Annotated in this window: 18 protein-coding genes and 2 tRNA genes; 10 read left to right on the top strand and 10 right to left on the bottom strand. The window is 38.2% G+C overall.

The window, feature by feature from the left end; translation table 11 throughout:
* The first annotated feature begins 132 nt into the window (after positions 1-132).
* Genes BM207_RS04535 through BM207_RS04525 form a run of 3 tightly spaced genes read left to right on the top strand, consistent with a single transcriptional unit; the run spans position 133 to position 5,857 of the window.
* Positions 133-3,258 (top strand): SusC/RagA family TonB-linked outer membrane protein, encoded by a 3,126-nt coding sequence (locus BM207_RS04535; RefSeq protein ID WP_090992378.1) that lies wholly within the window; start codon positions 133-135, stop codon positions 3,256-3,258.
* 12 nt (positions 3,259-3,270) lie between these two features.
* A complete protein-coding gene (locus tag BM207_RS04530; RefSeq protein WP_090992377.1) occupies positions 3,271-4,851 on the top strand; it encodes a SusD/RagB family nutrient-binding outer membrane lipoprotein in 1,581 nt (526 codons plus the stop codon).
* A gap of 25 nt (positions 4,852-4,876) precedes the next feature.
* Positions 4,877-5,857: a DUF1735 domain-containing protein gene (locus BM207_RS04525; RefSeq protein ID WP_090992376.1), complete on the top strand. Its 981-nt coding sequence runs from the start codon at positions 4,877-4,879 to the stop codon at positions 5,855-5,857.
* A gap of 256 nt (positions 5,858-6,113) precedes the next feature.
* On the opposite strand, the gene BM207_RS04520 is transcribed toward BM207_RS04525, so the two are convergent.
* The 5 genes from BM207_RS04520 to BM207_RS04500 form a co-directional block, all read right to left on the bottom strand.
* Complete coding sequence (locus BM207_RS04520; protein WP_090992375.1) at positions 6,114-6,308, bottom strand: hypothetical protein; 195 nt, start codon at positions 6,306-6,308, stop codon at positions 6,114-6,116.
* A gap of 65 nt (positions 6,309-6,373) precedes the next feature.
* Complete coding sequence (locus BM207_RS04515) at positions 6,374-8,626, bottom strand: multicopper oxidase family protein (protein WP_090992374.1); 2,253 nt, start codon at positions 8,624-8,626, stop codon at positions 6,374-6,376.
* A gap of 56 nt (positions 8,627-8,682) precedes the next feature.
* Positions 8,683-8,910: a heavy-metal-associated domain-containing protein gene (locus BM207_RS04510; protein WP_090992373.1), complete on the bottom strand. Its 228-nt coding sequence runs from the start codon at positions 8,908-8,910 to the stop codon at positions 8,683-8,685.
* Positions 8,911-8,947: 37 nt separating this feature from the next.
* Positions 8,948-11,362: a heavy metal translocating P-type ATPase gene (locus BM207_RS04505; RefSeq protein WP_090992372.1), complete on the bottom strand. Its 2,415-nt coding sequence runs from the start codon at positions 11,360-11,362 to the stop codon at positions 8,948-8,950.
* Positions 11,363-11,441: 79 nt separating this feature from the next.
* Positions 11,442-12,005, bottom strand: coding sequence for a helix-turn-helix domain-containing protein (locus BM207_RS04500; protein WP_090992514.1), 564 nt, complete (start codon positions 12,003-12,005; stop codon positions 11,442-11,444).
* A gap of 806 nt (positions 12,006-12,811) precedes the next feature.
* Here BM207_RS04500 and BM207_RS04490 point away from each other — a divergent pair.
* Both BM207_RS04490 and BM207_RS04485 read left to right on the top strand, forming a co-directional pair.
* Entirely contained in the window at positions 12,812-14,023 is a 1,212-nt protein-coding gene (locus tag BM207_RS04490; protein WP_090992370.1) for a 6-bladed beta-propeller, read from the top strand.
* A gap of 3 nt (positions 14,024-14,026) precedes the next feature.
* Positions 14,027-16,843: a porin family protein gene (locus tag BM207_RS04485; protein WP_090992369.1), complete on the top strand. Its 2,817-nt coding sequence runs from the start codon at positions 14,027-14,029 to the stop codon at positions 16,841-16,843.
* 526 nt (positions 16,844-17,369) lie between these two features.
* Here the strand turns inward: BM207_RS04485 and BM207_RS04480 are convergent.
* Positions 17,370-17,573: a hypothetical protein gene (locus BM207_RS04480; protein ID WP_090992368.1), complete on the bottom strand. Its 204-nt coding sequence runs from the start codon at positions 17,571-17,573 to the stop codon at positions 17,370-17,372.
* 430 nt (positions 17,574-18,003) lie between these two features.
* Between BM207_RS04480 and BM207_RS04475 the strand changes: the two genes are divergently transcribed.
* The gene (locus tag BM207_RS04475) at positions 18,004-19,278 is read left to right on the top strand and encodes an erythromycin esterase family protein (protein ID WP_090992367.1); all 1,275 of its coding nucleotides are present in this window, start codon (positions 18,004-18,006) and stop codon (positions 19,276-19,278) included.
* Between the two features lie 591 nt (positions 19,279-19,869).
* On the opposite strand, the gene BM207_RS04470 is transcribed toward BM207_RS04475, so the two are convergent.
* The 4 genes from BM207_RS04470 to BM207_RS04455 all read right to left on the bottom strand — a co-directional run bounded on the left by BM207_RS04470 (position 19,870) and on the right by BM207_RS04455 (position 23,820).
* Positions 19,870-21,123 (bottom strand): site-specific integrase, encoded by a 1,254-nt coding sequence (locus BM207_RS04470; protein ID WP_090992513.1) that lies wholly within the window; start codon positions 21,121-21,123, stop codon positions 19,870-19,872.
* Positions 21,124-21,537: 414 nt separating this feature from the next.
* Positions 21,538-21,611 (bottom strand) — tRNA-Pro (locus BM207_RS04465).
* 51 nt (positions 21,612-21,662) lie between these two features.
* Positions 21,663-21,749: transfer RNA gene (locus BM207_RS04460), tRNA-Ser, on the bottom strand.
* Positions 21,750-21,813: 64 nt separating this feature from the next.
* A complete protein-coding gene (locus tag BM207_RS04455) occupies positions 21,814-23,820 on the bottom strand; it encodes an HD family phosphohydrolase (protein ID WP_090992512.1) in 2,007 nt (668 codons plus the stop codon).
* A 202-nt stretch (positions 23,821-24,022) separates the two neighbouring features.
* On the opposite strand from BM207_RS04455, the gene BM207_RS04450 reads away from it, so the two are divergent.
* The 4 genes from BM207_RS04450 to BM207_RS04435 are packed head-to-tail and all read left to right on the top strand — an operon-like array spanning position 24,023 to position 26,823.
* On the top strand, positions 24,023-24,880 hold the full coding sequence (locus tag BM207_RS04450; RefSeq protein WP_090992366.1) for an SPFH domain-containing protein: 858 nt from the start codon (positions 24,023-24,025) through the stop codon (positions 24,878-24,880).
* Entirely contained in the window at positions 24,881-25,417 is a 537-nt protein-coding gene (locus BM207_RS04445; protein WP_090992365.1) for a hypothetical protein, read from the top strand.
* Positions 25,401-25,586 carry a type II toxin-antitoxin system antitoxin gene (locus BM207_RS04440; protein ID WP_090992364.1) on the top strand — a complete coding sequence of 62 codons (186 nt, stop codon included), beginning with the start codon at positions 25,401-25,403 and terminating at the stop codon, positions 25,584-25,586. Before BM207_RS04445 ends, BM207_RS04440 begins: the two co-directional genes overlap by 17 nt.
* 58 nt (positions 25,587-25,644) lie before the next feature.
* The gene (locus BM207_RS04435; RefSeq protein ID WP_090992363.1) at positions 25,645-26,823 is read left to right on the top strand and encodes an acetyl-CoA C-acyltransferase; all 1,179 of its coding nucleotides are present in this window, start codon (positions 25,645-25,647) and stop codon (positions 26,821-26,823) included.
* Positions 26,824-26,827 lie beyond the last annotated feature (4 nt).

Raw genomic sequence — 26,827 nt, 5'->3', positions numbered from 1 at the left:
TCGCACATTTCTGTAAAAGGGTACAGCCTAAATTTATTTTTTTATTAAAAACTGTAATCATTATGGAAAGAGCCCCGCCTCGCAATTTTAGTTTTTGAATCAATATCCATTTATCCATTTAATCTAAATTTCATGAAAATAAAAATACTAACTATACTCCTGTTTTTGATTACTGCCACATGCTTGGTTTCAAATGCACAAGAACGTACGGTAACAGGAACCGTAATATCAAGTGAAGATGGGTTGCCCATTCCAGGGGCAAACGTAACAGTAAAAGAAGTTCCCAGCGCTACTGTGGGAACAAGTGCCGACGGCAAATTCTCATTCAGAGTGGCTGCCGAAGGCAAAACATTATCAATTTCATACCTGGGTTTTAAAACGCAAGAAATTGCCATTCCTGCAAATGGAAACGTTGGGGTTATAAAATTAGGAATTGATCCTCAAAGCTTAAATGAAGTAGTGGTAACGGCTGGGGGTGTGAGCATTCAACGTCGCGAGCAAGGAAACCAATCTACTACCGTAAAGGCCCGGGATCTAACGCAAGGTAAGGCCATTAACGTCGCCGCTGCCCTTTCTGGTAAAGTGGCAGGATTACAGGTTAATGCCGTGAGTTCTGGCGTTAATCCAAGCGTACGTTTGGTTTTACGTGGCAATCGCTCTTTATTGGGTAATAATCAGGCCCTGGTAGTGGTAGACAATGTAATTGTACCCAGCAACATTCTGGGAAATCTAAATCCTGAGGACATTGAAGATATTCAGGTACTAAACGGTGCAGGTGCAGCGGCATTATATGGTTCTGACGCATCAAATGGAGCTTTGATCATTACTACTAAGACCGGGAAAAAAGGTGTAACCACATTAAAGGTGGGTCAGACTTCAACTATGGAGACCATCTCCTTTTTACCGCAATTACAAAAGCGATATGGTTCTGGTACCAGCCCTGATGATGTACCTACCTATACTCCTTATGAAAATCAACAATATGGTCCTGAGTTTGACGGTTCAATGAGAGTGATCGGCAAACCTCTCATCGATGGATCCATTCAAATGGTTCCCTATGCTTATAACGCTAAAGAAGGTAAACAACAGTTTTGGGACACAGGAATAAATAACCAAACGGATTTTAGCCTGTCTTCTGGAGATGATAATGGCTCCTACTATTTGTCATCCCAATATTTAGATCAAAAAGGCACTGTACCGGGTGATAAATATAATCGCTTTACAATCCGTTTAAATGGCGCGAAAAAATTGGGTGACAAATTTGAATTTAACTTTAACGCCAATTATGTTCAAAATAGATTTGACACTGGTGATGCCGGTACGGCGTATGTTAACGTCTTAATGTCTCCGGGACAAATTCCATTAACACGGTACAAAGATTGGAGAAATGATAAGTACTCAACACCTGATGGGTATTACAATGAGTATTTTGATAACCCTTATTTCACGCTTGGGAACGGCAGAACTTTAACCAGAAATGATTATTTAACAGGTAATGTTCAGTTAAAATTTAATCCCATTAAAGAATTAACCTTATTATTCCGCACCAGCATAGCCACTAGAAACGTTTCTACAAAATCTTGGTCAGATAAATATACTTTCTCTGCTTATAGATTAGGTATTACGTCAAACTTTTCTAACCGAGCGGGCAGTGTATCTGATGGATCCAATTATACTACTCAGTTAAACCCAGAATTTCAAGCGCAATACATTAAAAAACTAGGCAACGATTTTTCGTTAAACATAATCGCAGGTTCAAGTTTGCGCGATAACATTGCAAAAAATGTAAATGCATCTTCGTCCGCTATGGTAACACCGGGTTTATACAATGTATCAAACACCACAGGTAATACATCCGGTAGCGAATCTAACTCTCGCGAGCGCCAACTTGGCGTTTATTTAGATGGCCGTATTGGTTTTAAAGGGTTTTTATATTTTCATGTTACCGGAAGAAATGACTGGCGTTCTATTTTGGCAGTTAATAATAGATCATTATTCTACCCGGCCGCAGATATTTCATTCATAGCTTCAGATGCTTTATCTTTCTTGAAAGAATCTAAAACCATTTCTAGCTTAAAAATCAGAGCTGGTGTGTCTAAGGTAGGGCAAGTTTCTATTGGTGCGTATGCGTTGGATCCAACGTTTAGTCAAGCTTCTGGATACCCATACGCATCGGTACCTGGTTTTACCGTGGGTAACACTCAAGTATCCCAAAAAATTAATCCGGAGGTAACTACTTCTATGGAGGGCGGCTTTGACTTGGAAATGCTCAAATCAAGGCTCAATATGTCATTGACAGTTTATAAGTCAAACACCATTGATCAAACCGTTCCTGTGGGGATTCCTAGTTCAACAGGTTATACTCAATTTTTAACCAATACCGGCGAAGTTGAGAACACAGGCATTGAAACTTCTATGCGCTTAGTTCCTGTTCGTACGGAATCTGGCTTAGAAATAACTTTGGGAGGTAATTTTTCGTTTAACCAGAATAAAGTATTATCTATCAGCGCCGACCAAGATTTTATCAACTTAGGTACTTTTGGCTTTGCGAACATCGTAGCTGAAAAAGGTAAGGCTTTTCCGTTGCTGAAGGGAACAACTTATAACAAAGATGACCAAGGGCGTATTATTGTCGACCGGATTACGGGTTTTCCTAGTGCCACTACACTCACCTCCAATTTAGGCAGCACGGAACCAAAACATCGCTTAGGATTAGATATGACAGTTTCTTTTAAAGGAATTCGTCTTGCCACGGTATTTGAATATCGCGCTGGAAATGTAATATATAACGGTGCTAATACCGGTTTCGACTTTTCTGGAGCAGGTATTCGGACGACCTATTTCAATAGAGAACGCTTTGTTGTACCTAACTCTTCCTACTTAGATCCTGTTACCAATCAATATGTAGCAAATACAAGTATTACTACAAGAACTGGTGGTGTAGACTTTTGGACAAATGGACCAACCAATACCGGGGTTAATGCAAATTATACTCATTCAGCTGCATTTTGGAAAATGCGTGAGCTCTCTATCTCCTATTCACTACCTAAATCTTTGCTTGCAAATCTGAGGTTTATTAAAGGTGCAGAGATAAGCGCACAAGGACGGAATTTGTTTTTATGGACACCAAAAACCAACATCTATACCGATCCGGAATATAGCGCATTAGGAGCAAATAGCAACGCTATTGGTTTTGCCTCGTTAAATCAAACTCCTCCTGGTAGACTTTATGGTCTGAGTTTATCATTAACCTTATAAGAAATAAATAAAATGAAAAAATATTTTAAATATATCATGATTAGCTTGGCAGTTGTTTCACTTAGTTCTTGTGAAAAGTTTTTAGATATTAATAAAAACCCAAATAGCTTAACATCCGCTACTCCCGCTTTAATTTTACCTCAGGCAATTACTAATTCCGCTTTAATTGGCAATAACTCCAGTCAGAGCATGTCAGATTTTGGTGGATACCAAGCCAATGCAGGTGGTTTCGGGGGCTTCGGCTCTGTTGTTACCTATGATTTTGGTACGGGTAACTTCAACGGTCTCTGGGTAGGAACCTATGACAATGCGAACGATTTTGAGTACATTTTAACCAATACGTCAAGTAACCCGGTTTTAGCCTATTCTACGGCAATTGCACGTATCATGAAATCTATGGATTTTGAACGTCTGGTTAACCAATACAATGATGCTCCTTATTCTGATGCGTTAAAAGGCTCCGCTAGTTTACAACCAAAATACGATAAGGCGGAAGACATTTACAAGGCCTGTATTGCGGAATTAAACAAGGCAATTGCAGATATTACTACTGCGCAGGGAAATATTGCTACTGAAAAGATAACAGCCAGTTCAGATCCTTTATTTAGTGGAGATATGGACCTATGGAAAAAATATGCAAACACCATCAAGCTGCGTATGCTAATTAAAATGGCCGGTGTTCCAGCTCAGCAGGCTTATGCAACAGCAGGCTTTTCCGCAATTGATAGAACTTTAGGGTTCTTAACTACTGACGCCATTAATCAACCAACCTATGAAAAAACAACAAGGCCGAGCCCTGTTTACAGCTCATTAGGATTTACAGCGACAGGTACAAATGTTAATACAAGCAGAATTCCTACTAAATGGATTTTTAGCTTTTATAATGGAATTAAAATATCTGACCCTGCAAGAGGAGCAGCAATTTACAGAAACTTTCCAAGTACACCTACCAATCAATTAGGCGACGAGTCGGCAGGCGTTCCAGCAGCGCTAGCTGCAGGTTCTGCATGGTTTACAGGCACTAATACTACCACAAGTACCATTGGGGTGGTTAAAGGTCCGGGCCAAGGTGTACCTGTCATGCTAGCTGCAGAGAGTTATTTTTTACAGGCTGAAGCTTTTGCACGTAACTATCTAACAGGTGATGCGGCAGCCGCCTTTCAAAATGGTGTGTTACAATCTTTTACCTATTTGTATAAAAATGCCTCCAATGTGGTTGATCCTAGTAAAAATCCAGCAGCTGATGTTGCTACTTATATGACGGAAAATGCTGCAAGTCCATTAGTTAATTTCAATTTGGCAGTATCATTAGATCAGAAAATAGAAGCTATTATTACACAAAAATATATTGCTTTTAACATGATAAATAATGATGAGGGCTTTAATGAATTTCGACGTACCAGCTTCCCAAAAATTGAAAATGGATCGTTAAATCCGACTGCAACCTTCGCTTCTAGGCAATCCATTTCAACTCGAAGCGACAAATTACCCTCAAGAATACTTTACCCTCAACAAGAGTACAACTTGAATCCAAATAACGCGCCATCGGGTATCAATAAGTTTACTTCACGAATTTTTTGGGACTTAAACTAATCTAAACCATCTTAAATTTAAGAAAATGAAAAGAAATATAAATAAAGTTCTACTCTTGCTTCTTGCTACGGTTGTACTTACTTCGTGTTTAAAAGACGACACAACTGTGTTAGATCCTAATAAGGCTGGCCCTAACATCATAGAATTCAAAGATCCAACAGATATCGTAGTTCACGGCAGTACAACTCCTCTCTATAACTACAGTTTCCCCATTGTTACTACACCAACACCGATTACACTTACGGTAAGCTATTCTGGTGCAGAGATGGAAGCGCCTAATGATATCACTGTTAATATTGCGCTAGCTTCTCAGGCGGTAATAGACCAATACAATACAGAACAGTCCAAATCACTCGTAATGATGCCCAGTTCTTATTATACCTTGTCTACCACCTCTGTGATAATACCGAAAGGTAAAAAAACTGCCTCATTTACTGCGAATTTTAATACCACTGCGATAGATCTTACCAAATCTTACGTTTTGCCATTGAAATTATCATCGCCAAATGCAACGGTAAGCACGAACTTTGGCACTGCCCTATTTCAGGTAGGCGTTAAAAATAAATATGATGGCTTATATACAGTTACTGCAACGGCACCGATGGTTGACGTAACGGCAGGTACTTTGACTGGGTTTTATCCAATGAAACAAATGTCGTTGATTACTACCGGGGCTAATTCAGTCGCTATGTATGATGGACAATATGCCGCAAACAACTATGCTCATCCCATACTCAGCGGAACTTCTCTTTCGAGCTACGGTCAATTCAGTCCCGTTTTTACAATGGATCCAACCACCGGAGTGGTTTTAAGTGTGGTTAATTATTTTGGGCAGCCTTCTGGCAACGGTCGATCGGGACAATTAAATCCTGCCGGTGTTAACAAGTTTACTGTAAATAGCGATGGTAGTAAGACTCTAGAAGTTAGTTATCATATGCTTCAGCCAGGTTCTACCGTTAGAACATCCTTCCACGAAAAATGGACTTTTACCGGCACTAGGCCTTAAGTAAAAATTCATACCAAAAAAAGGGGGCCTGCTATTAAAAGCAGGCCCCCTTTTTTATATTTTATACATTTTAAAGCACATCGAAAATTAAAAAAGTAGCCGGTTAACTACTCCGGCTACCAATATTCGTAATAACTAATAACTAATTAAATTAGAATTTATCCAAATTCATTTTATTAATTAATCAAATTTAGCTTGCCCCCCCTTTATAAAATATGCAAAAATCACTTATTTAAAAGGTTGGCAGGGCTTTTTATTAAACCGTATTCATAGGCTCTGAAAACTCTTCCTTAATCTGTACCACATAATCTTTTACGTTGTCGATATATGCTGGTGTTCTGTCCATTAACTCATCCAGGAGAGATCTCCCTGTTAACACATCTTTTTTTGTAAGGTGTTGAACCACTGCATATGCCGCTATGCCAAACACCACTCCTCTTATAAATCCCATAATATTTCTTATTAGTTTATTTGCTAACAAATTGCCAATAAAAATGTTTTTAGCGAATGAATAATTTAATAATTGAGAGATAACCCTAAACCCAAGCCCATATCACTGTCATAGTGTGTACGAATACCCAAATTTTTATTGACAACATACTTTAGTTCTGTCATATATTCCTTGTCCGTATTGATCATAAAACCTGCTCGTAATCTTTTTGAAATTGGAATATCTTCACGCATTAAAGAAAGGCGCACTATACCATCATGATATACTTCAGCCTGAAAATTAACCAACATTGGCAAGGTGTACATAAAACCTAAACTGAAGGCATTTCGGGTATCCTTTTCATTTTTTTGCCCAAACAAATTTGTTCCATGCTCATCTATTCCCATTTTACGGTAACGCCAATCAAAGCCAACAAAGGGCATAAACCATTGCATCTTACCAAGGTATCTTCCGAAATGTGTTTCCACTTCATAACCATGCATATCACTATAGCCTAAACGCCACTCTGTACCTAATGACCATCTTGCATTTTGAAACATAGCTTCTCCATCGTTACCATTGGTCGCAAAGTCATTTTGGGCCATAAAGTGAGGCATATTGCTTTCCCTTTGCAGTGCTTTATAAGCTTGTTTTTTGTTGGGCAAGTTGGGATTATGGTAGTCACCAACAGCAAAAACCCTATTCATACCCGACATCATATGATAAAGTATATGGCAGTGGAAAAACCAATCTCCTTCTTCGTTTGCTAAAAACTCGATGGTATCCGTTTCCATTGGCATGATATCCAAAACATTTTTTAATGGAGATTTTTCACCTTTACCGTTAATTACCCTGAAATCGAAGCCATGTAAGTGCATCGGGTGACGCATCATAGAGTTATTATAGATGGTTATACGTAAGATTTCGCCCTTCTTAACAGGGATTTTATCCGTTTCAGCAAGCACCTTATTATCCATGCTCCAAACGTAGCGGTTCATATTTCCGGTAAGGGTAAATTTTAATTCTTTTACCGGAGCATCTTTGGGAAGTGAGGTGTTATATGGCGACTTCAGCATCGCATAGTTTAACGTAATAATATTGCCCAAAGCTTTTGTATTGTCCATATTCATGCTATGATCAGCATGGTTTGACTGTGGCTTATCTTCTCCGGTTATTTCAGGATACATCACTGCGTTCATATCCATTTTATTTAAGCTCATTTTCATACCCATATCGTCCAGGTCCCCATTCATCTTCATCATATCATTCATCATCTTCATTCCTTCAAAATATTTGAGGCGTGGAAGTGGAGAAATGAGTTGTTTGATGCCATTCCCAACGAAATAACTGGCAGATTGTGTCCTATCTTCTGTTGTCGCTAAAAACTCATAGGCTACCCCCTCATCGGGAATGGTTACAACAATATCATATGTTTCCGAAACTGCGATAATTAATCGATCTACCTCTACAGGCTCCACATCATTGCCATCATTCGCTACCACAGTAATCTTTCCACCTGCATACCGCAACCAAAAATAGGAAGAGGCACCACCATTTGAAATACGAAGTCTCACTTTATCGCCGGCCTTTAGTTTGCGCCCATCAACCTCCTTTAAATCTGTACTGTTACTTCCATTAATTAAAATCTTGTCATAATATACATCGCTTACGTCCATTGCCAACATCCGTTTCCACTCATTGGTTAATTTGGTTTTAAAATGTCCCTCTTTAATAGCCTCTACGTAAGACTGCGTTGCATTTTTTTTGATTGCTGCCCAATCATTTGCATTATGCAACATCCTGTGTATGTTATTTGGATTAAGGTTGGTCCATTCGCTTAAAATAATTGGTACAGTAGGTAAATCATCTATCCCTTTCCGAAAGGTTTTATCGCTATTTCTTTTGTTCATCACAAAATTGCCATACATACCAATCTGCTCCTGCAAGCCCGAATGGGAATGATACCAGTGCGTTCCATGTTGGATAATAGGAAAGCGATAAGTAAACGTAGTACCTGCTGCAATAGGCTTTTGGGTAAGCCAGGGCACCCCGTCTTCCTTATTTGGTAAAAACACTCCGTGCCAATGCAATGATGTGCTCTCTTTTAATTGATTATGTACCACAATCTCAGCAGTATCACCTTCTGTAAAAGTAAGCGTAGGCATTGGTATTTGCCCATTAACAGCAATGGCTCTTTTTTCTTTACCTCCATAGTGCACAAGTGTATCTTTTACATATAATTCGTAACGCACTATCTTTTGTGCGAAAATGGTTTGCGAACAAAATAGCACGAATACTGTTTGTAGCAATCTTATCGAAATATTTTTGGGTATAATCATTTTTATTGTTTTATGAAAATATTGATACTCTTTTAACCGACTGGCTCCTTTTCTTACTAGCTGTTTATCGGCTCAATTTTAAAACCCGCTTTCCTTACTTTGTCCATAACTTCCAGTTGCGTAATGCCATCAGATTTAACTGTAAGTATTTTGTCCTTATTGGCAGTATCCACTTCCCAATGGCAGATGCCTTCAGCATCATCTAAATGGGGTTTCACTGAGGCTATGCAACCTCCACAGTTAATATTTGTTTTGAACTGTAAACTTTGATTGTTATTTTTCATTTTGATTGCTTTTTATTAATTTTTATTATTTACTGTTTTACTTCTTCCATTTCAAAAGCAGGCTATTACTCACAACGCTTACACTACTTAATGCCATTGCCGCTCCGGCGATCATTGGGTTTAATAAGAAGCCGTTTACAGGGTAAAGAATCCCAGCTGCAATAGGAATACCGATAAGATTGTAGATAAACGCCCAGAAGAGATTCTGTTTAATGGTAGCTACAGTTTGCTTTGAGAGTTTTATCGCCTGGGGAATTTTAGTAAGGCCAGATGAAATAATGGTCATCTTCGCTACATCCATGGCAATATCGCTACCTTTACCCATGGCAATGCTAACATCAGCAGTGGCGAGCGCTGTACTGTCGTTAATTCCATCTCCAACCATAGCCACTACCTTACCTTTGCGCTGCAGCTCTTTTATAAAATCAGCTTTATGCTGTGGCAATACTTCAGCTTTATAGTGCGCTATTCCTGTTAGTTGAGCGATGGATTTGGCTGAGGCTTCATTATCTCCGGTAAGCATATATAGCTCAATTCCCATTTCGTGTAATTGCTTAATGGCTTCTACCGATGTTTCTTTTATTTTATCGGCAATAGCTAATACTGCCAAGGCTTTTTTTCCATCTGCAAACCAGATAACGGTTTTTGCCTGTTGAGTCCACTCATCGGCTTGTTTTACTAATTCATCTTCGATCGCAATTTGGTTTTCAACTAATAGCTTTTTGTTGCCCACAAAATAGTTTTCATTATGATAAGTAGCTTTTGCTCCCTGACCCGTAATACTTTCAAAAGAAGTAATAGCTATGCTTTCTACTTGATCTAAGTATTTTACTACCGCTTCCGCTAAAGGATGTTCGGATTGCTTTTCTATACTAAAGAGAATTTGTTTAAATTCATTATTTTCAAAGAGCCACTTTACGGTTAGAACTTCCGGCCTACCCTGTGTAATTGTTCCTGTTTTGTCTAATACAACGGCATCAACTTTTTTTGCCAATTCCAGGCTCTCAGCATCCTTAATGAGAATACCATTTTCTGCACCTTTGCCTACACCGACCATAATTGCCGTAGGGGTTGCTAAGCCTAATGCACAGGGACAAGCGATCACCAGTACGGTAACAGCGGCCAACAGTCCTTGAACCGTTCCATTTTCCCCTCCAAGAATAACCCATAAAATAAAGGCGAGCAAGGCAATACCCATTACAACGGGCACAAAAATCCCTGCAATCTTATCTACCAATTTTTGAACCGGGGCCTTACTACCTTGAGCATCCTGAACCATTTTAATGATTTGGGCAAGCATGGTATCTTTTCCTACTTTAACGGCTTTAAAGTGAAAGCTTCCTTTTTGATTGATGGTACCGGAAAAAACCTTATCATCTTCTTTTTTCAGTACAGGAACCGGTTCACCACTTAACATACTTTCATCCACATAAGAATTGCCCGAAAGTACTAGTCCGTCTACCGCAATTTTTTCTCCTGGCTTTACGATGATTATGTCATCAATCTTTACTTCTTCAATGGCTGTTTGCTTTTCGGTTCCATCTGGTTGTAGTACCAAAACTGTTTTTGGCTGTAATCCCATCAGTTTTTTAATAGCTGAGGAGGTATTTCCTTTGGCTTTTTCTTCTAATAACTTACCTAATAAAATGAAGGCTATTACTACTGCAGCGGCCTCGAAATATACATGTGCATGTAATCCCCTTTCATGCCAGAAATCGGAGAAAACCATATTAAAAACGCTAAATATATAAGCAATCCCCGTGCTTAAAGCTACCAATGTATCCATATTGGCGGAACGATGCTTTGCCTGCTTGAACGCATTCACGAAAAAGTCTTTACCAATCCATAGCACTACAGGAGTTGTAAACAGCCACATGATTTCGTTTGCATAGGGTATATCCATAAAGAACATTCCGATTACAACCACGGGAAGTGACAATACAATTGCCCAAATAGTTTTGTTCTTTAATGCGCTCCATTTCTTTTCGTGGAGAGCTTCAAGCGTTTCTTGTTGTGAAGCTTCATTTTCGATCAACAAATCGTAACCCACACCTTGTATCGCTTTTTGTAAAACAGAAGCGCTCGTTATATTGGGCAGGTATTCTACTGAAAGCGTAGCCGTGGCAAAATTCACGTTCGCACTTATAACACCTTGAACAGATTGCGCAGTGCTTTCGACACTTACGGCACAGGAGGCGCATGTCATATTCAAAACAGGGAATGACTGATTTACCGTTGTAACGCCATAACCTAATTCCTTAATTTTCCGAATAGCTTCAATCAGTGCTTTTTTATCATATACTGTTATAGCTGCTCTTTGGTTGTTCAGCTCAACTTTGTGGGTTTCAACCCCATTAACCTGTGCTAATCCTTTATCTACAATCATTGCACAGTGTTCGCTTTCAACATCTTCCAAAGGAAGATAAATGACTTCTTTATTTTCTGTTGCCATACTAGTTAATTTTATTAATCAAAGGTGGCAACTAAATAGAACTCGCTTATTGTAATTTTATGGAATTGATTTGTAATTTTTACACTTCATCCAATGGTTTCCTTTTATCATCCTTAATTTGCTTGAAGTGACTTGGTGTAAGTCCGGTGACTTTTTTAAACTGGTTACTTAAATAAGCAACGCTTGAGTAGTTAAGTTGAAAAGCAATTTCACTCAAAGAGAGTTCATCATAGACTAATAGTTCTTTTACTTTTTCTATTTTTTGCGCTATAAAATATTTTTCAATCGTAGTACCTTCGACTTCCGAAAATAAATTAGACAAATAATTGTAATCATGATGAAGGTTGCTAATTAATACCTCAGATAAGTTGACTTTTGCATCATCGTCGTGATAATGAACCTGCTCGATTATTACATTTTTAATTTGCTCTATAATCCTGCTCTTTTTATCGTCTATTATTTCGAAGCCCAATAGCGTTAATGACTTATCAATTGCCTTTTTCTTTTCAACAGACAATTCGTTTTCTAAAGTGACCTCCCCCAGCTTTATATCTTTTATTTGGATTCCGTTTTTATCCATTTCATGCTGTACCACCATAATACAGCGATTGCAGACCATGTTCTTTATAAATAAAGTTGCCATATAACTCATTAACTATTTTAACCCACTTAAAGACAAGTTTAACAAAACTACATTTTTATTTATCTGGAATAACATTTCGGCCAGAATTGTTTCGATATGAGTAGGCCGGAGAAGGACTCGAAATGATATTTTATTCTTTTAACTATTAGTTATATTTAGCTTGTTCATTTTGCTATGGGATTGCTTCGGGATTACTACTGGATTGCCATATCATTTCTATACCCATCCTATACCTATCCTATAGTTCCGCTATACCTTTTCTATAGTGATTGTATAGCTGTAGGTATAGAAAAGCTATGCAAAAAGTATAGAAACACTATGCCGGGTATTTCGCAATTTCGAAGAGAGTCAGTAGCGGTGTCATGCTCCAGCTGACATTTAGTGACAATCGATGACATTCGGTGCCAAAATGCTAATAATTCTCTTGATCTCGATAGATTTGTTAACAGGTACCCATCGATTGTTCTTTGAAAGTTGATTTAAAAATTTAAGGTTTACTGGCGTTGTAAGATTTAATAAATGCGATTAGATTAAGATCCGTAAACTCTTCGCTAGCTTTTATGCGTTCGGCAAGGTCTTTATTTCGTCCAAAAAATGGATCGACGCAAAACACCCACCAAAAAAAAGCTTTAAATATTTCTTTAAAGTTAATAATCACTAAAAAAGGTTTGATTCGGATCAAGTTCAAAAGTTGTGGAATCAGGAATATAATTAATTTATCGCTGTCGAAGGGAATTGGATGCATTATGTATTATCTTAGTAATATTTAATTAGCTTCATCATAATAAAAAGCAAAATATATACAGATGAAAAAAGCACTTTATACACTGTTAACACTATCAACAATCTTTTTTGTAGCCAATGCCCAGGAAGATTATATTGATGTTTCAAAAACGCAAACATTAAGGTTAGATCCAAGACAGACCAGGGGGCTAACAGTTTCACAACTTTTTGATGAGGTAAAATTTGTTCCCCTCCAAACTACCCCCGAAAGTCTTTTTGGTAGAATATCTCGATTGGAAGTTGCAAATAACTACTATATTATATCCGATCAGGATACCCATTGCATATTACTGTTCAACCTGGATGGAAGTTTTAAAACAAAAATCAAGCTGGAAAAGAAGCCCTATAACTTTGAATATAGATTGATAGACGAACCTTTTGAGACTAAACTTTTTGTACAGAACGGCCTTACGGAGCTAACCTATGATCTAACTGGAAAATTGTTAAAAAAAGAAGACATAAAGCAGAATGAGTTTGAAAAAATTTTATATTACTTCAAACCAGAGGAGATAGAAGTGAAATACGAATATATTTCTGATGACAGAATCTACGAAATTGCAGCGTTAAAAGATGATAAGGTACTCTATAAGGTATTTCCGCACGAAAAGGATTTTATTTCTAAGCAATTTGATTTGCGAACAATCTTAAAGTATGCCAACACGCCAAATGAACTGCTTTATACGAGACCTTATGAATACAATATCTACACAATTTCCCCAAAGGGAGTTAAATTGGATTACAAGCTTATCTTCCCCAGCGAATTTTCTTTACCGGAAGGTTTTACGACCAATTATGATAATTATATTAAACGGTCAGATTTTACGAATAAGAACAGGAAGATTTTTCAAGGGCTAAGCAGCCCTTTCAAATCGGGGAATTATTTATTTTTTGGTGCAAAAGGCTTGGTTTCAACAAGGGGTGAAAAGAGGGATTTTGCATACAATCTTAAGACGAACAGTTTAGTTGCATTGGTAGATATAGAGCCTGATGCGCTTTCCTATTACCTACCAGTAACATCGATTGCGCTAAATCCTGAGTTCAGCATGTCTGGCGGTTTCCATTTATTCAAGAATAACTATCTGTATACAAGCATATCTACCCTAGACATGAAAGCGCTAAAAGACCAAAACCCTAATAAAAATGTGAAATACGACAGCGCACTGGCCAAGTATTTCGAAAACTATAAAAGTACAAATAATCGAGTACTTGTGGTGCTTAAACCTAAAAAGGATTGATCGATGAGGGCTTGCGCATGCCTTCTATTTTTAACATTATTTGCTACGCAGGTTGCTCTTTCACAGCAAAAAACGGAAGCATTGGGCTCGGTAAAGGGAATAGTGCGCGATACAGCCAATAATTATGTACTTAAGTCGGCCACGGCATCTGTTTACAAGGTTAGTCCACAAGATAGTGTGCTGTTAAGCTATCAGATCACTAATACTTACGGTGAATTCAATTTTACCAATCTACCTTTAAATAGTCCGTTAAAACTGATCGTTAACAATGTGGGCTACCATGTGCTAATTAAAGAATTTTCAATTCCAGCAGACACAAAGGCAATAAATTTAAAAACATTAGTGATGATAGAAAGAACCACTTCCTTAAAAGAAGTTGTAATTTCTATTCCGCCCATTAGCATGAATGGAGATACATTGGAATTTAATGCGGCGGCATTTAAATTGGATAGTAATGCGGTAGTGGAGGACCTTTTGAGGAAAATACCCAATATTGTAGTATGGGGCGATAACACCATTACCGTAAACGGACGAGAAATAAAAAAGTTAACGGTTAATGGAAAAGATTTTTTTGGTGGCAACTTTAAGGTAGCCACGCAGAACCTTTCTAAGAATGTGGTTGATAAGGTGCAGGTTTTTAGGACCGCTATTTCGAATACGCTTGATTCGACTCTTAATATGAATATTAAGTTAAAAAAGGGACAGGAATTTGGGTACTTCGGCAAAATAGGGGCGGGAAGAGGTACGGATGGCCGGTACGAAACAGATATGAGCATAAACGCTTTTAGCCCCAAAATGCAATTAGGGATTGTAGCCGCTATAAATAACATCAATAAATTGGCAAATAATGTAAATACCATACTTACCAATAGTACCTTTAAGGGGGTTGGTACTGCTATCGAATATCGGCCTGATTTTAGCATGGGCGGAATTACCCGGTCAAAGGCGATAGGCACCACCTTTACCTATAATTTTGTTGAAAAGCCCACATATTATGAGCGGAATACGCTAAATGTTAATTACTTTTTTCGCGATAGGGATACAGAAAATGCTTCTACTGCCAAAACCATTACGGCTAGGGGAAATTTGGACAAGATTATTGACGACAATATAAACAACAATTTCTCCAATACCTTGGGGCATAAGGTCGATTCGAAATATGAATGGACTGAAAATAATCATGCATTAACTGTAAACCAGTCTTTTATTAACGATAAAAGCCAAAATAATATCCAGACACTAAGCCGCTCACGTAACGAGCAAGACCTGGCAATAAGCGAATACTCAGGCATCAATGCTATAGATGAAAATAGGAACAGCTATAATCTTTCGATCAACTACCTGATGGGCCAAAAGCAGGGGAAGAAATTTAAAGGATTATCGACCACTTACACCTTGGGTGTCGACAATAAGGAGGAAAAGCGATTAAACCAAACAGACTTCTTGTCGTTCATCAACCCCCTATCCACTCAACGTTTTAACAGAAAGTATAATACCGACTTAAAAGATGTAGATCAGGTATTGAATTTTGCGCTTAACGATTTGAAAACGGTATTTTTTGACTGGACCAAATTTTATGGCTTCGATTTTTCATTAAGTAATGATTTAAAATTAAACCATAAAAGGGAGGGAAATGTAATTGAAGACTTTAATCCTGCTACTTCCATGTATGAGCATAATCAATACTTGACGAATAACGTAAGGACCAACACTACGGAAGATGCACCGGCATTAATAGTAAGCAAATCGATTAAGTCTAGTTTGTCAGATCGGTTCAACAAAGATTGGACATTCAGGCTAGGGGCTAAGCATTTATTTATTTATCAGGAGAACAGATCGGATAAAGCCTTTCAAAATATCAATAGATCGTACAGCCAGTTTGCTCCTGAAGCATCAATTAATTATACAAACAGGCAGTGGGGCAAATATTTTAAATATTATCAACTGAGTTTTAACACCAGCATAAAGACCCCAACTTTGCAGCAGCTTGCGCCATTGATAGACAGTACATCAATAACTAATATTCAACAAGGAAATTTGGCGCTGCTCGCTTCTATAAATAGAAATATTCAAATTAGCTACAGGCACGAAGATCAGACTGGAAAAAACACCCTTAACTATAATTTTGCTTTCAATCTTAATTATCTACATAACAATATTATTGATAGTGTTTTAATAAGTGACGACAATAGGAGGAACATTTATCCGGTAAATGATTCGCATGCCAATAATTATCTTAGTTTTAATGCGAATATTCGCAAGGCATTGAAGTTAAAAACGTCCGAATTCCAGATTGGTTTAACCACAATGTTTGGTAAATCTAAAAACGGTGCCTACCTGAACGGAGCATACACTTTTTCAGATAACCTGAATGCCACCATCAAGCTAAATGCAAATTTTACGTATAAAGATAAGATTGCTCTTGAAGGTGCTCAATCGTATTCGATGTACAGCCTGAAACAGGCGGCATTTAACACAAAGTTTAACGGTGTCCTTTCAGCAACGACCCTCAGTTCTAGTTATAGGGTTACTAAGAAAATAACCCTGAATAGTGATATTACTTTTAACCGCAATACGTCTACAAATACAGATGCCATTAATTTTACATTATGGAATGCAAGTGCGAACTTTAGGTTTTTAAAAGGAAATAACCTTGAGCTAAAGTTTTCTGCTTTGGATCTTCTGCGTCAGAATAGCAGCATCATCAATGATGGAAGCTCGACCAATTTTACCGTTGGCACAAGAAATGTGCTGACACAATATTTTATGACTACGGTTTCCTATTACCCAAGGCACTTTGGAAAAAAAACGAAGCGTTAAAGCTGCGTTTTTCATGATTTTCTCTTTTTTGCGAATCCTTTTGAGGCCTTTTAATGTGTAGTTGAAACGGAGTTAAAATAGGCTAAAATGATTGTAAACAAATGAATACAACAATTTTATTACTTCGACAGCCCGTGTGTAGCCTCGTAATAAATGGCACAACATATTAGGGCGTAATTTGTGGAGAACCTGACCCATCGGACCCTTGTAATAAAGGAGGACGATGTTAGTTATACCTAACAGGCTTGGCATAGATTTATGCCGTGTGCCAAATTGAGTAGTTTATGTATATATTACCCAAGCGTTTCATGAGTTTTAATTTATGAAACGCTTTTTAATTAAGTTATGTTAAAAATAAGTTTTGTTAAAATATTTTTAGTCCTATTTTTCCAGTTGTGGCTCGAACAATAATTATGTTGAGTTACAAGCCAAAGTTAAAGATGTTTCCATTTCAATCGACTCATCCTTCTCTCATATTAAACTTAACGATAGACAGCTTAGAAGTTACAAGGTGGATCTTTTCTATCTAAACACTATATTTACCTTGTAATTCATCAACGCTGTCTACTTTTACACTATAGGCTTTTCCTAGAGGTTGACTTGAGGAAAGAGCCCAGCCAGTTGGAGCTTTAGTTAAAGTATTAATTTGTTCAAAGTCCCCGTTTATGTTGATTTGGGCATGAGCATTTTGAAATAGAAAAATAGCGATTGTTAAAATGTATTTACTCATGAAAGTCATAATCTATTTTAATCAAAACTAATATACAATTATTGACATTCAATAAGGAAGTCAACAAATGGTTGTTTCTCCCAACGAAAAATCTACCTGTATGGTTGAAGGCCTTCATTCTCTTATAGACAATACGCACGAGTAATAAAATCCATCAGTATTAAAAAAATAGATCTCTTTTCGGGTCTTTACGGTGGGCTTAGCTAACTCTAGTTCAGCTAAGGAAACTGCTTTTTATAATTTCAAACTTCCTGGCTGGTTAAATTCGAAAACCAGATAATGAAAATTACTGCAGTAAACTTAGATATACTCTTTGGCAATGTTGGACAATACCTAGTTTCAAATCCCTGTACACAGAACTTAGCAATTTTGCTACCAGATTATTCTCTACCAAAATGATTTTATAGATTTATCACTAAAATCCGCGAATATGTTTAAAAACTCATGGTTGATCCTATCCCTCTTGATTGCGGTTTGCTCTTGCAAACAAAAAGACATCAAATCATATGTCACAGAAAATCTTGTACCTATCCAAACCATCTCGCCAGATTCCACTGATTTTTCGGAGCTTGAAGAAATCGGTAAAGCTATTGGAGATTCTAGAATTGTCATGTTAGGTGAACAGGACCATGGAGATGCCCCAACTTTTATGGCAAAAACGAGATTGATCAAATACCTACATGAAAAAATGGGGTTCAATGTCTTGGCATTTGAAAGTGATTTCTTTGCTTTAAACCAAGGCTGGGATCAACTGGAAAAAAACAAGAATAAAATGGATCCATTCGTCTCAGAAAATATTTTTAATATTTGGACAAAATGCATAGAATGCGAACATCTTCTTTTCAATTATATTCCCAGTACTTTTTCAAGCAAAAAGCCTCTTGTCCTTTCAGGGTTTGACAATCAGGTCCATGGAAGTTATAGTTCCAAGAACTTGAGGCCTTTTCTGGATGATTATCTAAAAAGAAAAGAAATAAACTTCACAAAAACTGAGAAATATATAATAGATTTCCTTTCCTTCCTCGATTCCATTAGCTTTAATAGAAACATTGAAAAACAACGAAATTTCAAAAAAGCACTAGCACAAATTCACGTGGAATTGCCCCCCGGGGATTCTACAGCGTTCGAAAGTATTTTACTAAAAAGCTTAATGACTCTTACCGAAAAGGAAATTTCATTTTTAAGTAATGGCCCTGATCAACTGGAGATTAGAGACAGGCAGATGGCTGAAAATTTAAAATGGCTAGTAAAATTTAAATTTCCAAATGAGAAGGTTATTGTCTGGGCGCACAATTCCCACATCCTTAAACAACCGGGACTTGTTAAGATTAGAGGATTGCAAAGGAGTTGGAAAAATATGGGCGACTTTTTCACAGCTGATAAACAGTTCGACAAACAGTCTTATATCCTTGGTTTTACTTCTAGATCAGGCACTGCAGGTAGAGTACTCATTGAAAAAAAGTATACAGTACCGGCGCCAGAAGTTAATAGTTTTGAGTCTTGGATCCCTGTGACAGTTCCTTATGCCTTTGTAGATTTCAAAAGGTACCGGAAAGAGAATCCTGATATGAAAACTCCTTTTCTTATGAAAGGAAGGGGCCATGTCGCAGACCCTGCCCCTTGGTCAGACATTTTTGATGGCATTTTCTACATTCGGGATATGTATTTTTGTTCTTTAGGAACAGGCCGAAGGGAATCCAATTAAAATTCCAGGAAAGGCTCGCTGGCTATAATAAATGTTTATAAAACATAGCCCAGTGGATTAGGTTGAAAAAACTAGGCCTTTATCGTAATCGACGAACCAACACGAACGCTATTGTTTAAAATAATCGCCTAACCTTCTTCATCAAACAAAAATATAAAATCGGTGAAAACCTCCATGCTATCCTAATTGGATATAGGTTCGTCAGAGAGATCTGGTTCCCCACTTTTCTTACCTTAGATCGCAAAACGTAGCCGTCCTTGATCGACGCATCGGACCGAATGACGATGGCCGCATCACCCTTGTTGTTGTAGACTCTTATCCTGAACTTTGCGCATCAATGGTACAGATGGAATCCATCATCTCTGATTCCGAAAAATCATAACGCTTCTGCGGTAATCACCAAAAAAAGCGATTACCAATTATAGTGCGAGCGGATAGGTTTTGGAATGTCAAATCGCAATAAGCGCCAATCCACTTTTCAAGCTTAGCCTGCAATCCAGCTCTAGGCCAATCCCTCACGCCTTAACCAAGCTGAAAAGTATGGTATCCTGTTGGATTAAAAAATGAGATATTTAAAGCGGATATCCACTGTTACCCCACCATTTTAACTCTTGGATGCATTTTACTCTGCAACGCCAACATTTCGTTCGCCACCTTTTTCATTCTCACCTTCGCATAAATCTGCGTCGTACGAATACTCGCATGCCCCAGCATATGCGCTACGCTCTCTATAGAAATCCCATTCTCCAAAGTAATGGTCGTCGCAAACGTATGCCTAGCCGTATGAAAACTTACTTTCTTCTCAATCTTAGCGGCTTGCACAATTAACTTAATATAGCGATTAGTCACCTGATTGGAATAAAACGGAAATACCACGCCCCCTTGAAGAGACACTGGATGGTTCTGATACTTTTCAATCAACTCCAACGCCTCTGGCAAAAGCAGCACCTGAAACTTCTGCTCGGTGGTACTGAACGTTTTTTTCCTGGTCATTTCCAGCCACATATTCCCGTCTTTATCCCTTGACAAATGCGACAAGTTAAAACGGCAGACCTCCGCATAACCTAAGCCCGTATAACAACTAAAAAGAAACATATCCTGTACGATAAGATGCCCAGGGGCAAAAACAATGGCGTTAGCAAAACGTTGCAGTTCCTGTTCGTCTAGCGACTCCCTGTCCCTTTTGACCATGTGCCTTTTAAAATTCTCGAAAGGGTCATGGCTCATCCAGTTATTCTTGATTGCGATTCCGATGAGTTTCTTCAAGCGTTCCATATGCTTCATCACCGTATTGTTGGTACAGGGACGCTGCCCCTTGTCAGGGGTACGCAGACGGAGGAACAGACCGAAGTCGGTGATGAACTTATAATCCAGCTGGGCCAGGATGAGGTTTTTCTTTTTACGCTTGGCTTGAAGGAATTCATAGAGGAAACGTTCGGAGGTGTAATAATTTTTCATGGTGCCCTCCGAGAGGAGCTTGCCAAGTTCTTGGTTGTGATAGTCGAGCAGGTCTTTTAAGCTGTGCTGCTGCTCGTCGGTGCCTTCGACCTTGGCTTTAATGGCTTCGGCGGTAAGGGGCTGTTTGGCGTAGCGGATTTCGTCGTAGGCTTGATTGATCTCGCCGGAAAGTGTGCGCATTTTTTCACGGACGTCATTTTGGTGGTCTGAGTCTCCGCTGATTTTTTGTTGCTTTTGGTTCCAGTCGCTAATGGCTAGCCGACGTTTTGCGGATAGATGGGTGAACTGTCCATTGACGGTGATCTTGGCGTACAGGGGAGCGTTGCCGTTTGTTTGTTTGTCCTTCTTCAGAAAAAATAATGTTGTGAAGGTGTGCTGCGTTTTCATAAAATCCCTTTCTTTTTTCTTACCCTTTTCTACCGTTTTAACTGGTGTGCAAGTCAAAGTGTATCAAATGGATGATTTAATTCAAATATTAAGACAAGTATAGGAAGAAAGAACAGGGTGTTAAATAGGGGTAATTTTCTTTGGTTTTGGTTACTCTATCGTGATATGACTTAAACGAAAAAACCCTCTAACTGATGTAATTAGAGGGTTTTTAATAGAGTTTGCACGCTATGTGGTCGGGGTGGCAGGATTACCTTCGCTACGCTCGGTGATCCTGGGGAGGGAATTTAGCGCAAAATCAAGCCCCCGCTTCTCCTTCGTCGAAGCTTGCTTTGTTGCTTACAGTTCGTGCTTCAAGCGAGCTTGGCACTTCCTGAAAACAATAAAGCCCCGATAAATCGGGGCTTTCGTTTGTCGGGGTGGCAGGATTCGAACCTACGACCTCCTGCTCCCAAAGCAGGCGCGATACCGGGCTACGCTACACCCCGAACTGGTATCGATCTTTTAAATGTTATAAAACCTTTCGATTTTATAAGCAGCGGAGGAAGAGGGATTCGAACCCTCGGTACCGTTGCCAGTACGACAGTTTAGCAAACTGTTCCTTTCGGCCACTCAGGCATCCCTCCAATTCTCAAAATGTCCCTTTTGAGGATGCAAATATAGCAATTCATCTAAGTTTGCAAAAAAAAATTACGTTGTTTGTTGATAATCTATTCGAACATGATAAATACTCATCAGCATCGTCTTGAAAATCAGCTTTATAGTTTCTAGATCTTTTAACGTTAAATCGCAATTATCTAATTGATCTTGATCCAATTTATAATTTATGATCCTTTCAACAAGGTCATTTATACTCTGGGCATCGGGATTTTTCAAACTTCTCGACGCAGCTTCCACCGAGTCCGCCAACATCAATACACCCGTTTCCTTAGAAAATGGAATGGGTCCTGGATAACGGAAAATATTTTCATCAACAAACTTTTCTGGAGAATTCTTTAAAAAAGACTGATAAAAATAATCAACCCTTGTATTGCCATGGTGTGTTCTAATAAAATCAATAACATTTTCTGGCAATTTATGGCGCCGTGTAATTTCAATGCCCTTATGTACATGCTTAATGATAATTTGAGCGCTTTGTTCATAAGGCAGCTTGTCGTGCGGACTTACAGCAGTATTCTGGTTTTCTATGAAATATTGCGGGTTTTCCATTTTACCAATATCATGGTATAAAGCCCCTGCCCTTACCAATAACGAATTACCCCCAATTTTAAAAATTGCTGCCTCTGCCAAATTAGCCACCTGTAATGAATGCTGGAATGTACCTGGCGCCTTAAATGCTAACTCACGGAGTAATTTATTATTAGTGTTGGTGAGCTCAATTAAAGCAACATCAGATGTGATACCAAAAACCCTTTCAAAACCGTAAATTAATGGGTAAGCCAACAAAGAAAGTAAAACACTAAAAACAAAAGGCAAAAATCTCTCCCATTCAATCTGATTTAAAGATCCTTCCCTGAGCAATGCGATCCCAACAAACGAAACAAAATAAGCAGCCAATATAAAAGATGCGGAAATGAGTAGTTGTTCTCGCTTAATTAAATTCTTAATGCTGTATATAGCTACCATACCAGCGGTAGTTTGGTAAAACACAAACTCGAAGCTATTAGGTACAAAAAAACCAGCAATCAAGATTACCAATAAATGGAGGTTTAGCGCTAAACGGGTATCAAATAAGATCCGGATGATAATTGGTACAATACAAAAAGGGATGTAATAAAGACTTGGTAAATTAACCTTGATAGCCCATGTTAAGGCAAATAACATCGATGTGATCACTAATAAAAGCAACGACAATTGCCTATTATCGCCAAAAATATCCTTCCTAAATAGAAAGAGAAATACCATTAACAAGGTAATAATAAAACCGACAAGAAACACCTGCCCAACGTAAACTAACCTATTATCTCCGATAGTTTTTGTCTGAGCTTCATAGGTTTCTTTAAAGGAAAGCAGTTTTTGATAGACTTCGTCATTAATAACCATTCCTTTAGCTACAATCAGTTCATCTTTCTGGACCATGCCTTTTGTAGTAGATAAGCTATTGAGTGTATTCCGCTGCACAATAGCCGTAAGATTTTCATCAAAAAGAAGATTTGGCTTTAAATGACTTTCTATTAAATCTATGACGGCATCTTTGACTTTAAGGTTTGTAGATTTAAAGTTATTTTTAAAATAATTCAGTGCACTTTCAGTAGTATAAACATCCTGAGAACTGCTTTTTTTGGAAACATTTTGCTTAAGTAGCGAAAAGTCATAATATTTCTGCCCTTTCTGATGTTTGGCAACTATGCCAATAATTCCCTTCTCATAAACCGACCGCAACATGTTAAGGGCCTGCTTCTTGGTGCCCTCTTTTTCAGTCTCTGCTAGGTCATTCGACTTCCATTTAACATCAAACTCATTCAAAAAAGCCTCATTTTGGCTCTCAAAAACCTCGCTGTTATACTTATAAATAGGTAAAATGTTATCTAAAGCCTCAGTTTTATCGGTCGTTAACTGGGGATCAGTTTTTAAAATAGCAAAGCTGAAAGGCGAAATTAAATCCTTGTTTAACCAAGTCTTTCCCTTTTCAAATTCATACCTAAATCGCGGTTGTTTGGGTAAAAAAAGGGTAACAGCAAGCACACAAACAATCATCATTAAATACTTAATATTTGATGAATACTTGCGATAAAGTACTTTAGGATTTTTTCTGATTTTAGCCAAAAGATTATAAATTGATTTAATTCAAAAATAAGATTATTTCATCAAAATTAGCTAAATAACTAATTAGCTACTGAATCAATTAGGAAATCTCAATTATTATTCCTTAATTTATGATATCAAATTAATATCAATTATGTATCAGGAAAAAATTATAAAGCCAGTATCTGGTTATTTGGCAGCTGCCATGTTCTTTGTGCTTTTATGCATAGCCGTTATTTGCTTCACCTCCGAGAACTTTGCTTTGGGAGGAGTCTTGCTAACGGTGAATTTTGTTCTCGTTATGCCAGGGTTAATCATTGTAAACCCAAACGAATCGAAAGTGCTGACTTTATTTGGACAATATGTTGGCACCGTGAAAACAGATGGTTTTTATTGGGTGAACCCTTTTACTAGCAAAACAAAGCTATCATTAAGAGCTAGAAATTTAAACGGGCAGCAATTAAAGGTAAATGACAAAATGGGTAATCCTATTGAAATTGCTGCGGTAATTGTTTGGCAGGTAAACGAAACCGCTAAGGCAACGTTTGCGGTGGAGAATTATTTGCAGTATGTTAATATACAAAGCGAGGCAGCGGTAAGGCATTTAGCTAACAGTTTTGCATACGACCATATGGAAGATGAAAGCGCAGAAATTACCTTAAAAGACGGCGCCGATAAAGTGAGTGTACTTTTAGAACAAGAACTAAATGAACGTTTGTCTAGAGCTGGTATTGACGTAATTGAGGCCAGAATATCTCACTTAGCTTACGCACAGGAAATTGCTAGCGCCATGCTACAGCGTCAACAAGCAACTGCAGTTATTGCCGCACGTAAACTAATTGTTGAAGGAGCGGTTGGCATGGTAGAAATGGCTTTAGAACGTCTATCGGAAAAAAATATCGTTGATTTAGACGAAGAACGTAAAGCTGCAATGGTAAGTAATTTACTGGTTGTATTATGCGGAGACAGGAATGTACAGCCTGTTGTAAACACGGGCACATTATACAACTAAATGGAATTCGAAGAAAAACAACAGCTTAAATTATGGTGGCTATATATCCTCCTCGCTATTGAATCGATAGTGATAGGAAGTATTGTATTTTTAGATAAGGGAGGAATAACTTTAGAAACCTTAAAAGAGAGTTATTTTGCGCCTATCTGGGCTTTACTACTCCCGTTTGTTATAATTTATTTTGTGACCAAAAATTCTCTAACACTCATAATAAACCCGGCTGGCGTTATTTATCACTATTGGCCATTCTCCAAAAAAAGGATGATCACTTGGACAGACATCGACAAGATCTACCTCAGAAGATACGATGCGCTGGGGGAGTATGGCGGCTGGGGTGTAAAACATCGCCTGTGGTTTAAATTTAATGACAAGGCCTATATCTTTAATGACGAAAATATAGGTTTACAACTAGAACTATCCAATCGTAAAAAAATTCTCTTCAGCACCGCAAAAGCAAATGAACTTAACCTCTTTTTAATTAATTTAAAACGAACCAACAACATAGGAGCCATTGAAACCGATGTCAGAGAAAGATAAAAAAGCCTTTGTGCTACGCATCAATCCAGCACTTCTTAAAGAGATTGAGCGATGGGCAAGCAGTGAGTTTAGAAGCACGAACGGGCAAATAGAATTCCTTTTGAATGAAGCGATAAAGAGGCAAAAAAAGACTAAAATTTCGAAGATCAATAAAACTGAAGAATTGTAGCATTACTAGGATTGCGTGATTAATACTATATTTGCCCCACCAAATATTAGAGAAAGACATGAAAGAAGTAGTAATTATAGCTGCGGTTAGAACACCTATTGGCAGTTTTGGCGGGTCACTTGCCTCATTTTCAGCTACCCAGCTAGGGGGTTTTGCTATTAAGGCAGCAATTGAAAAAGCAGGAATAAAATCGGAAAGCGTTCAGGAAGTATATATGGGTAATGTATTATCGGCCAACCTTGGCCAGGCCCCAGCAACCCAGGCTGCAAAATTTGCCGGATTACACGACTTACCTACCACTACGATTAACAAGGTTTGTGCATCTGGCACCAAAGCAATCATGCTTGCCGCGCAAAGTATTGCTTTAGGGCAAAATGAAATTGTGGTAGCGGGCGGCATGGAAAGCATGAGCAATGTTCCTTATTATTTAGATAAAGCACGGAATGGTTATCGCCTCGGCCACGGACAAATTACGGATGGACTGGTAAAAGATGGCCTGTGGGACGTGTATAATGATTATCATATGGGGTCGGCAGCAGAACTTTGCGCCGAAACCTGTAATATTAGCCGGGAAGCCCAAGATAATTTCGCCATAGAATCATATAAAAGAGCGCAAGCTGCACAGACTTCAGGTAAATTCACTGATGAAATTGCACCGATTGAAGTAAAAGACCGAAAGGGGGAAATAACCTTAATCAGCAATGACGAAGAGCCCAATTTGGTGAAATTTGATAAAATACCAGGTTTAAAACCTGTTTTCAAAAAAGATGGAACCGTAACAGCCGCGAATGCATCGAGCTTAAATGATGGTGCAGCAGCGCTGGTACTTATGAGTGCAGAAAGAGCCAGTCAACTGGGTCTAAAACCTTTAGCGAAAATTTTAGCTTACGCTGATGCGCAACAGGCGGCAGAGTGGTTCACAACAGCCCCCTCAAAAGCTATTCCCCTCGCTTTAAATAAGGCTAATTTAACTATAGCGGATGTGGATTATTTCGAGATTAATGAAGCATTTTCGGTTGTATCATTAGCTAATAACCAAGAGTTAAATCTTAAAAACGAACAAGTTAACCTAAACGGCGGAGCAGTGGCTATTGGGCATCCACTAGGTGCTTCTGGCGCTCGAATAGTAGTCACCCTCCTTTCAGTATTGGCACAAAACAATGGTAAAATTGGTGTGGCTGGAATTTGCAATGGTGGCGGTGGCGCAAGTGCAATAGTTATTGAAAATCTGCGTTAGTATA

It is taken from the genome of Pedobacter insulae, assembly GCF_900113525.1.
Lineage (GTDB): Bacteria > Bacteroidota > Bacteroidia > Sphingobacteriales > Sphingobacteriaceae > Pedobacter > Pedobacter insulae.
The sequence above is the reverse complement of the archived record's forward strand: the minus strand, read 5'-3'. Positions and strand labels throughout refer to the sequence as shown.

Coding starts and splice junctions, on each gene's coding strand:
- BM207_RS04435 (WP_090992363.1), top strand. CDS start 25,645: ATGAAAGAAGTAGTAATTATAGCTGCGGTTAGAACACCTATTGGCAGT.
- BM207_RS04520 (WP_090992375.1), bottom strand. CDS start 6,308: ATGGGATTTATAAGAGGAGTGGTGTTTGGCATAGCGGCATATGCAGTG.
- BM207_RS04470 (WP_090992513.1), bottom strand. CDS start 21,123: ATGAAAACGCAGCACACCTTCACAACATTATTTTTTCTGAAGAAGGAC.
- BM207_RS04480 (WP_090992368.1), bottom strand. CDS start 17,573: ATGAGTAAATACATTTTAACAATCGCTATTTTTCTATTTCAAAATGCT.
- BM207_RS04505 (WP_090992372.1), bottom strand. CDS start 11,362: ATGGCAACAGAAAATAAAGAAGTCATTTATCTTCCTTTGGAAGATGTT.
- BM207_RS04445 (WP_090992365.1), top strand. CDS start 24,881: ATGGAATTCGAAGAAAAACAACAGCTTAAATTATGGTGGCTATATATC.
- BM207_RS04510 (WP_090992373.1), bottom strand. CDS start 8,910: ATGAAAAATAACAATCAAAGTTTACAGTTCAAAACAAATATTAACTGT.
- BM207_RS04440 (WP_090992364.1), top strand. CDS start 25,401: ATGTCAGAGAAAGATAAAAAAGCCTTTGTGCTACGCATCAATCCAGCA.
- BM207_RS04515 (WP_090992374.1), bottom strand. CDS start 8,626: ATGATTATACCCAAAAATATTTCGATAAGATTGCTACAAACAGTATTC.
- BM207_RS04500 (WP_090992514.1), bottom strand. CDS start 12,005: ATGGCAACTTTATTTATAAAGAACATGGTCTGCAATCGCTGTATTATG.
- BM207_RS04530 (WP_090992377.1), top strand. CDS start 3,271: ATGAAAAAATATTTTAAATATATCATGATTAGCTTGGCAGTTGTTTCA.
- BM207_RS04450 (WP_090992366.1), top strand. CDS start 24,023: ATGTATCAGGAAAAAATTATAAAGCCAGTATCTGGTTATTTGGCAGCT.
- BM207_RS04525 (WP_090992376.1), top strand. CDS start 4,877: ATGAAAAGAAATATAAATAAAGTTCTACTCTTGCTTCTTGCTACGGTT.
- BM207_RS04475 (WP_090992367.1), top strand. CDS start 18,004: ATGTTTAAAAACTCATGGTTGATCCTATCCCTCTTGATTGCGGTTTGC.
- BM207_RS04485 (WP_090992369.1), top strand. CDS start 14,027: ATGAGGGCTTGCGCATGCCTTCTATTTTTAACATTATTTGCTACGCAG.
- BM207_RS04490 (WP_090992370.1), top strand. CDS start 12,812: ATGAAAAAAGCACTTTATACACTGTTAACACTATCAACAATCTTTTTT.
- BM207_RS04535 (WP_090992378.1), top strand. CDS start 133: ATGAAAATAAAAATACTAACTATACTCCTGTTTTTGATTACTGCCACA.
- BM207_RS04455 (WP_090992512.1), bottom strand. CDS start 23,820: ATGATTGTTTGTGTGCTTGCTGTTACCCTTTTTTTACCCAAACAACCG.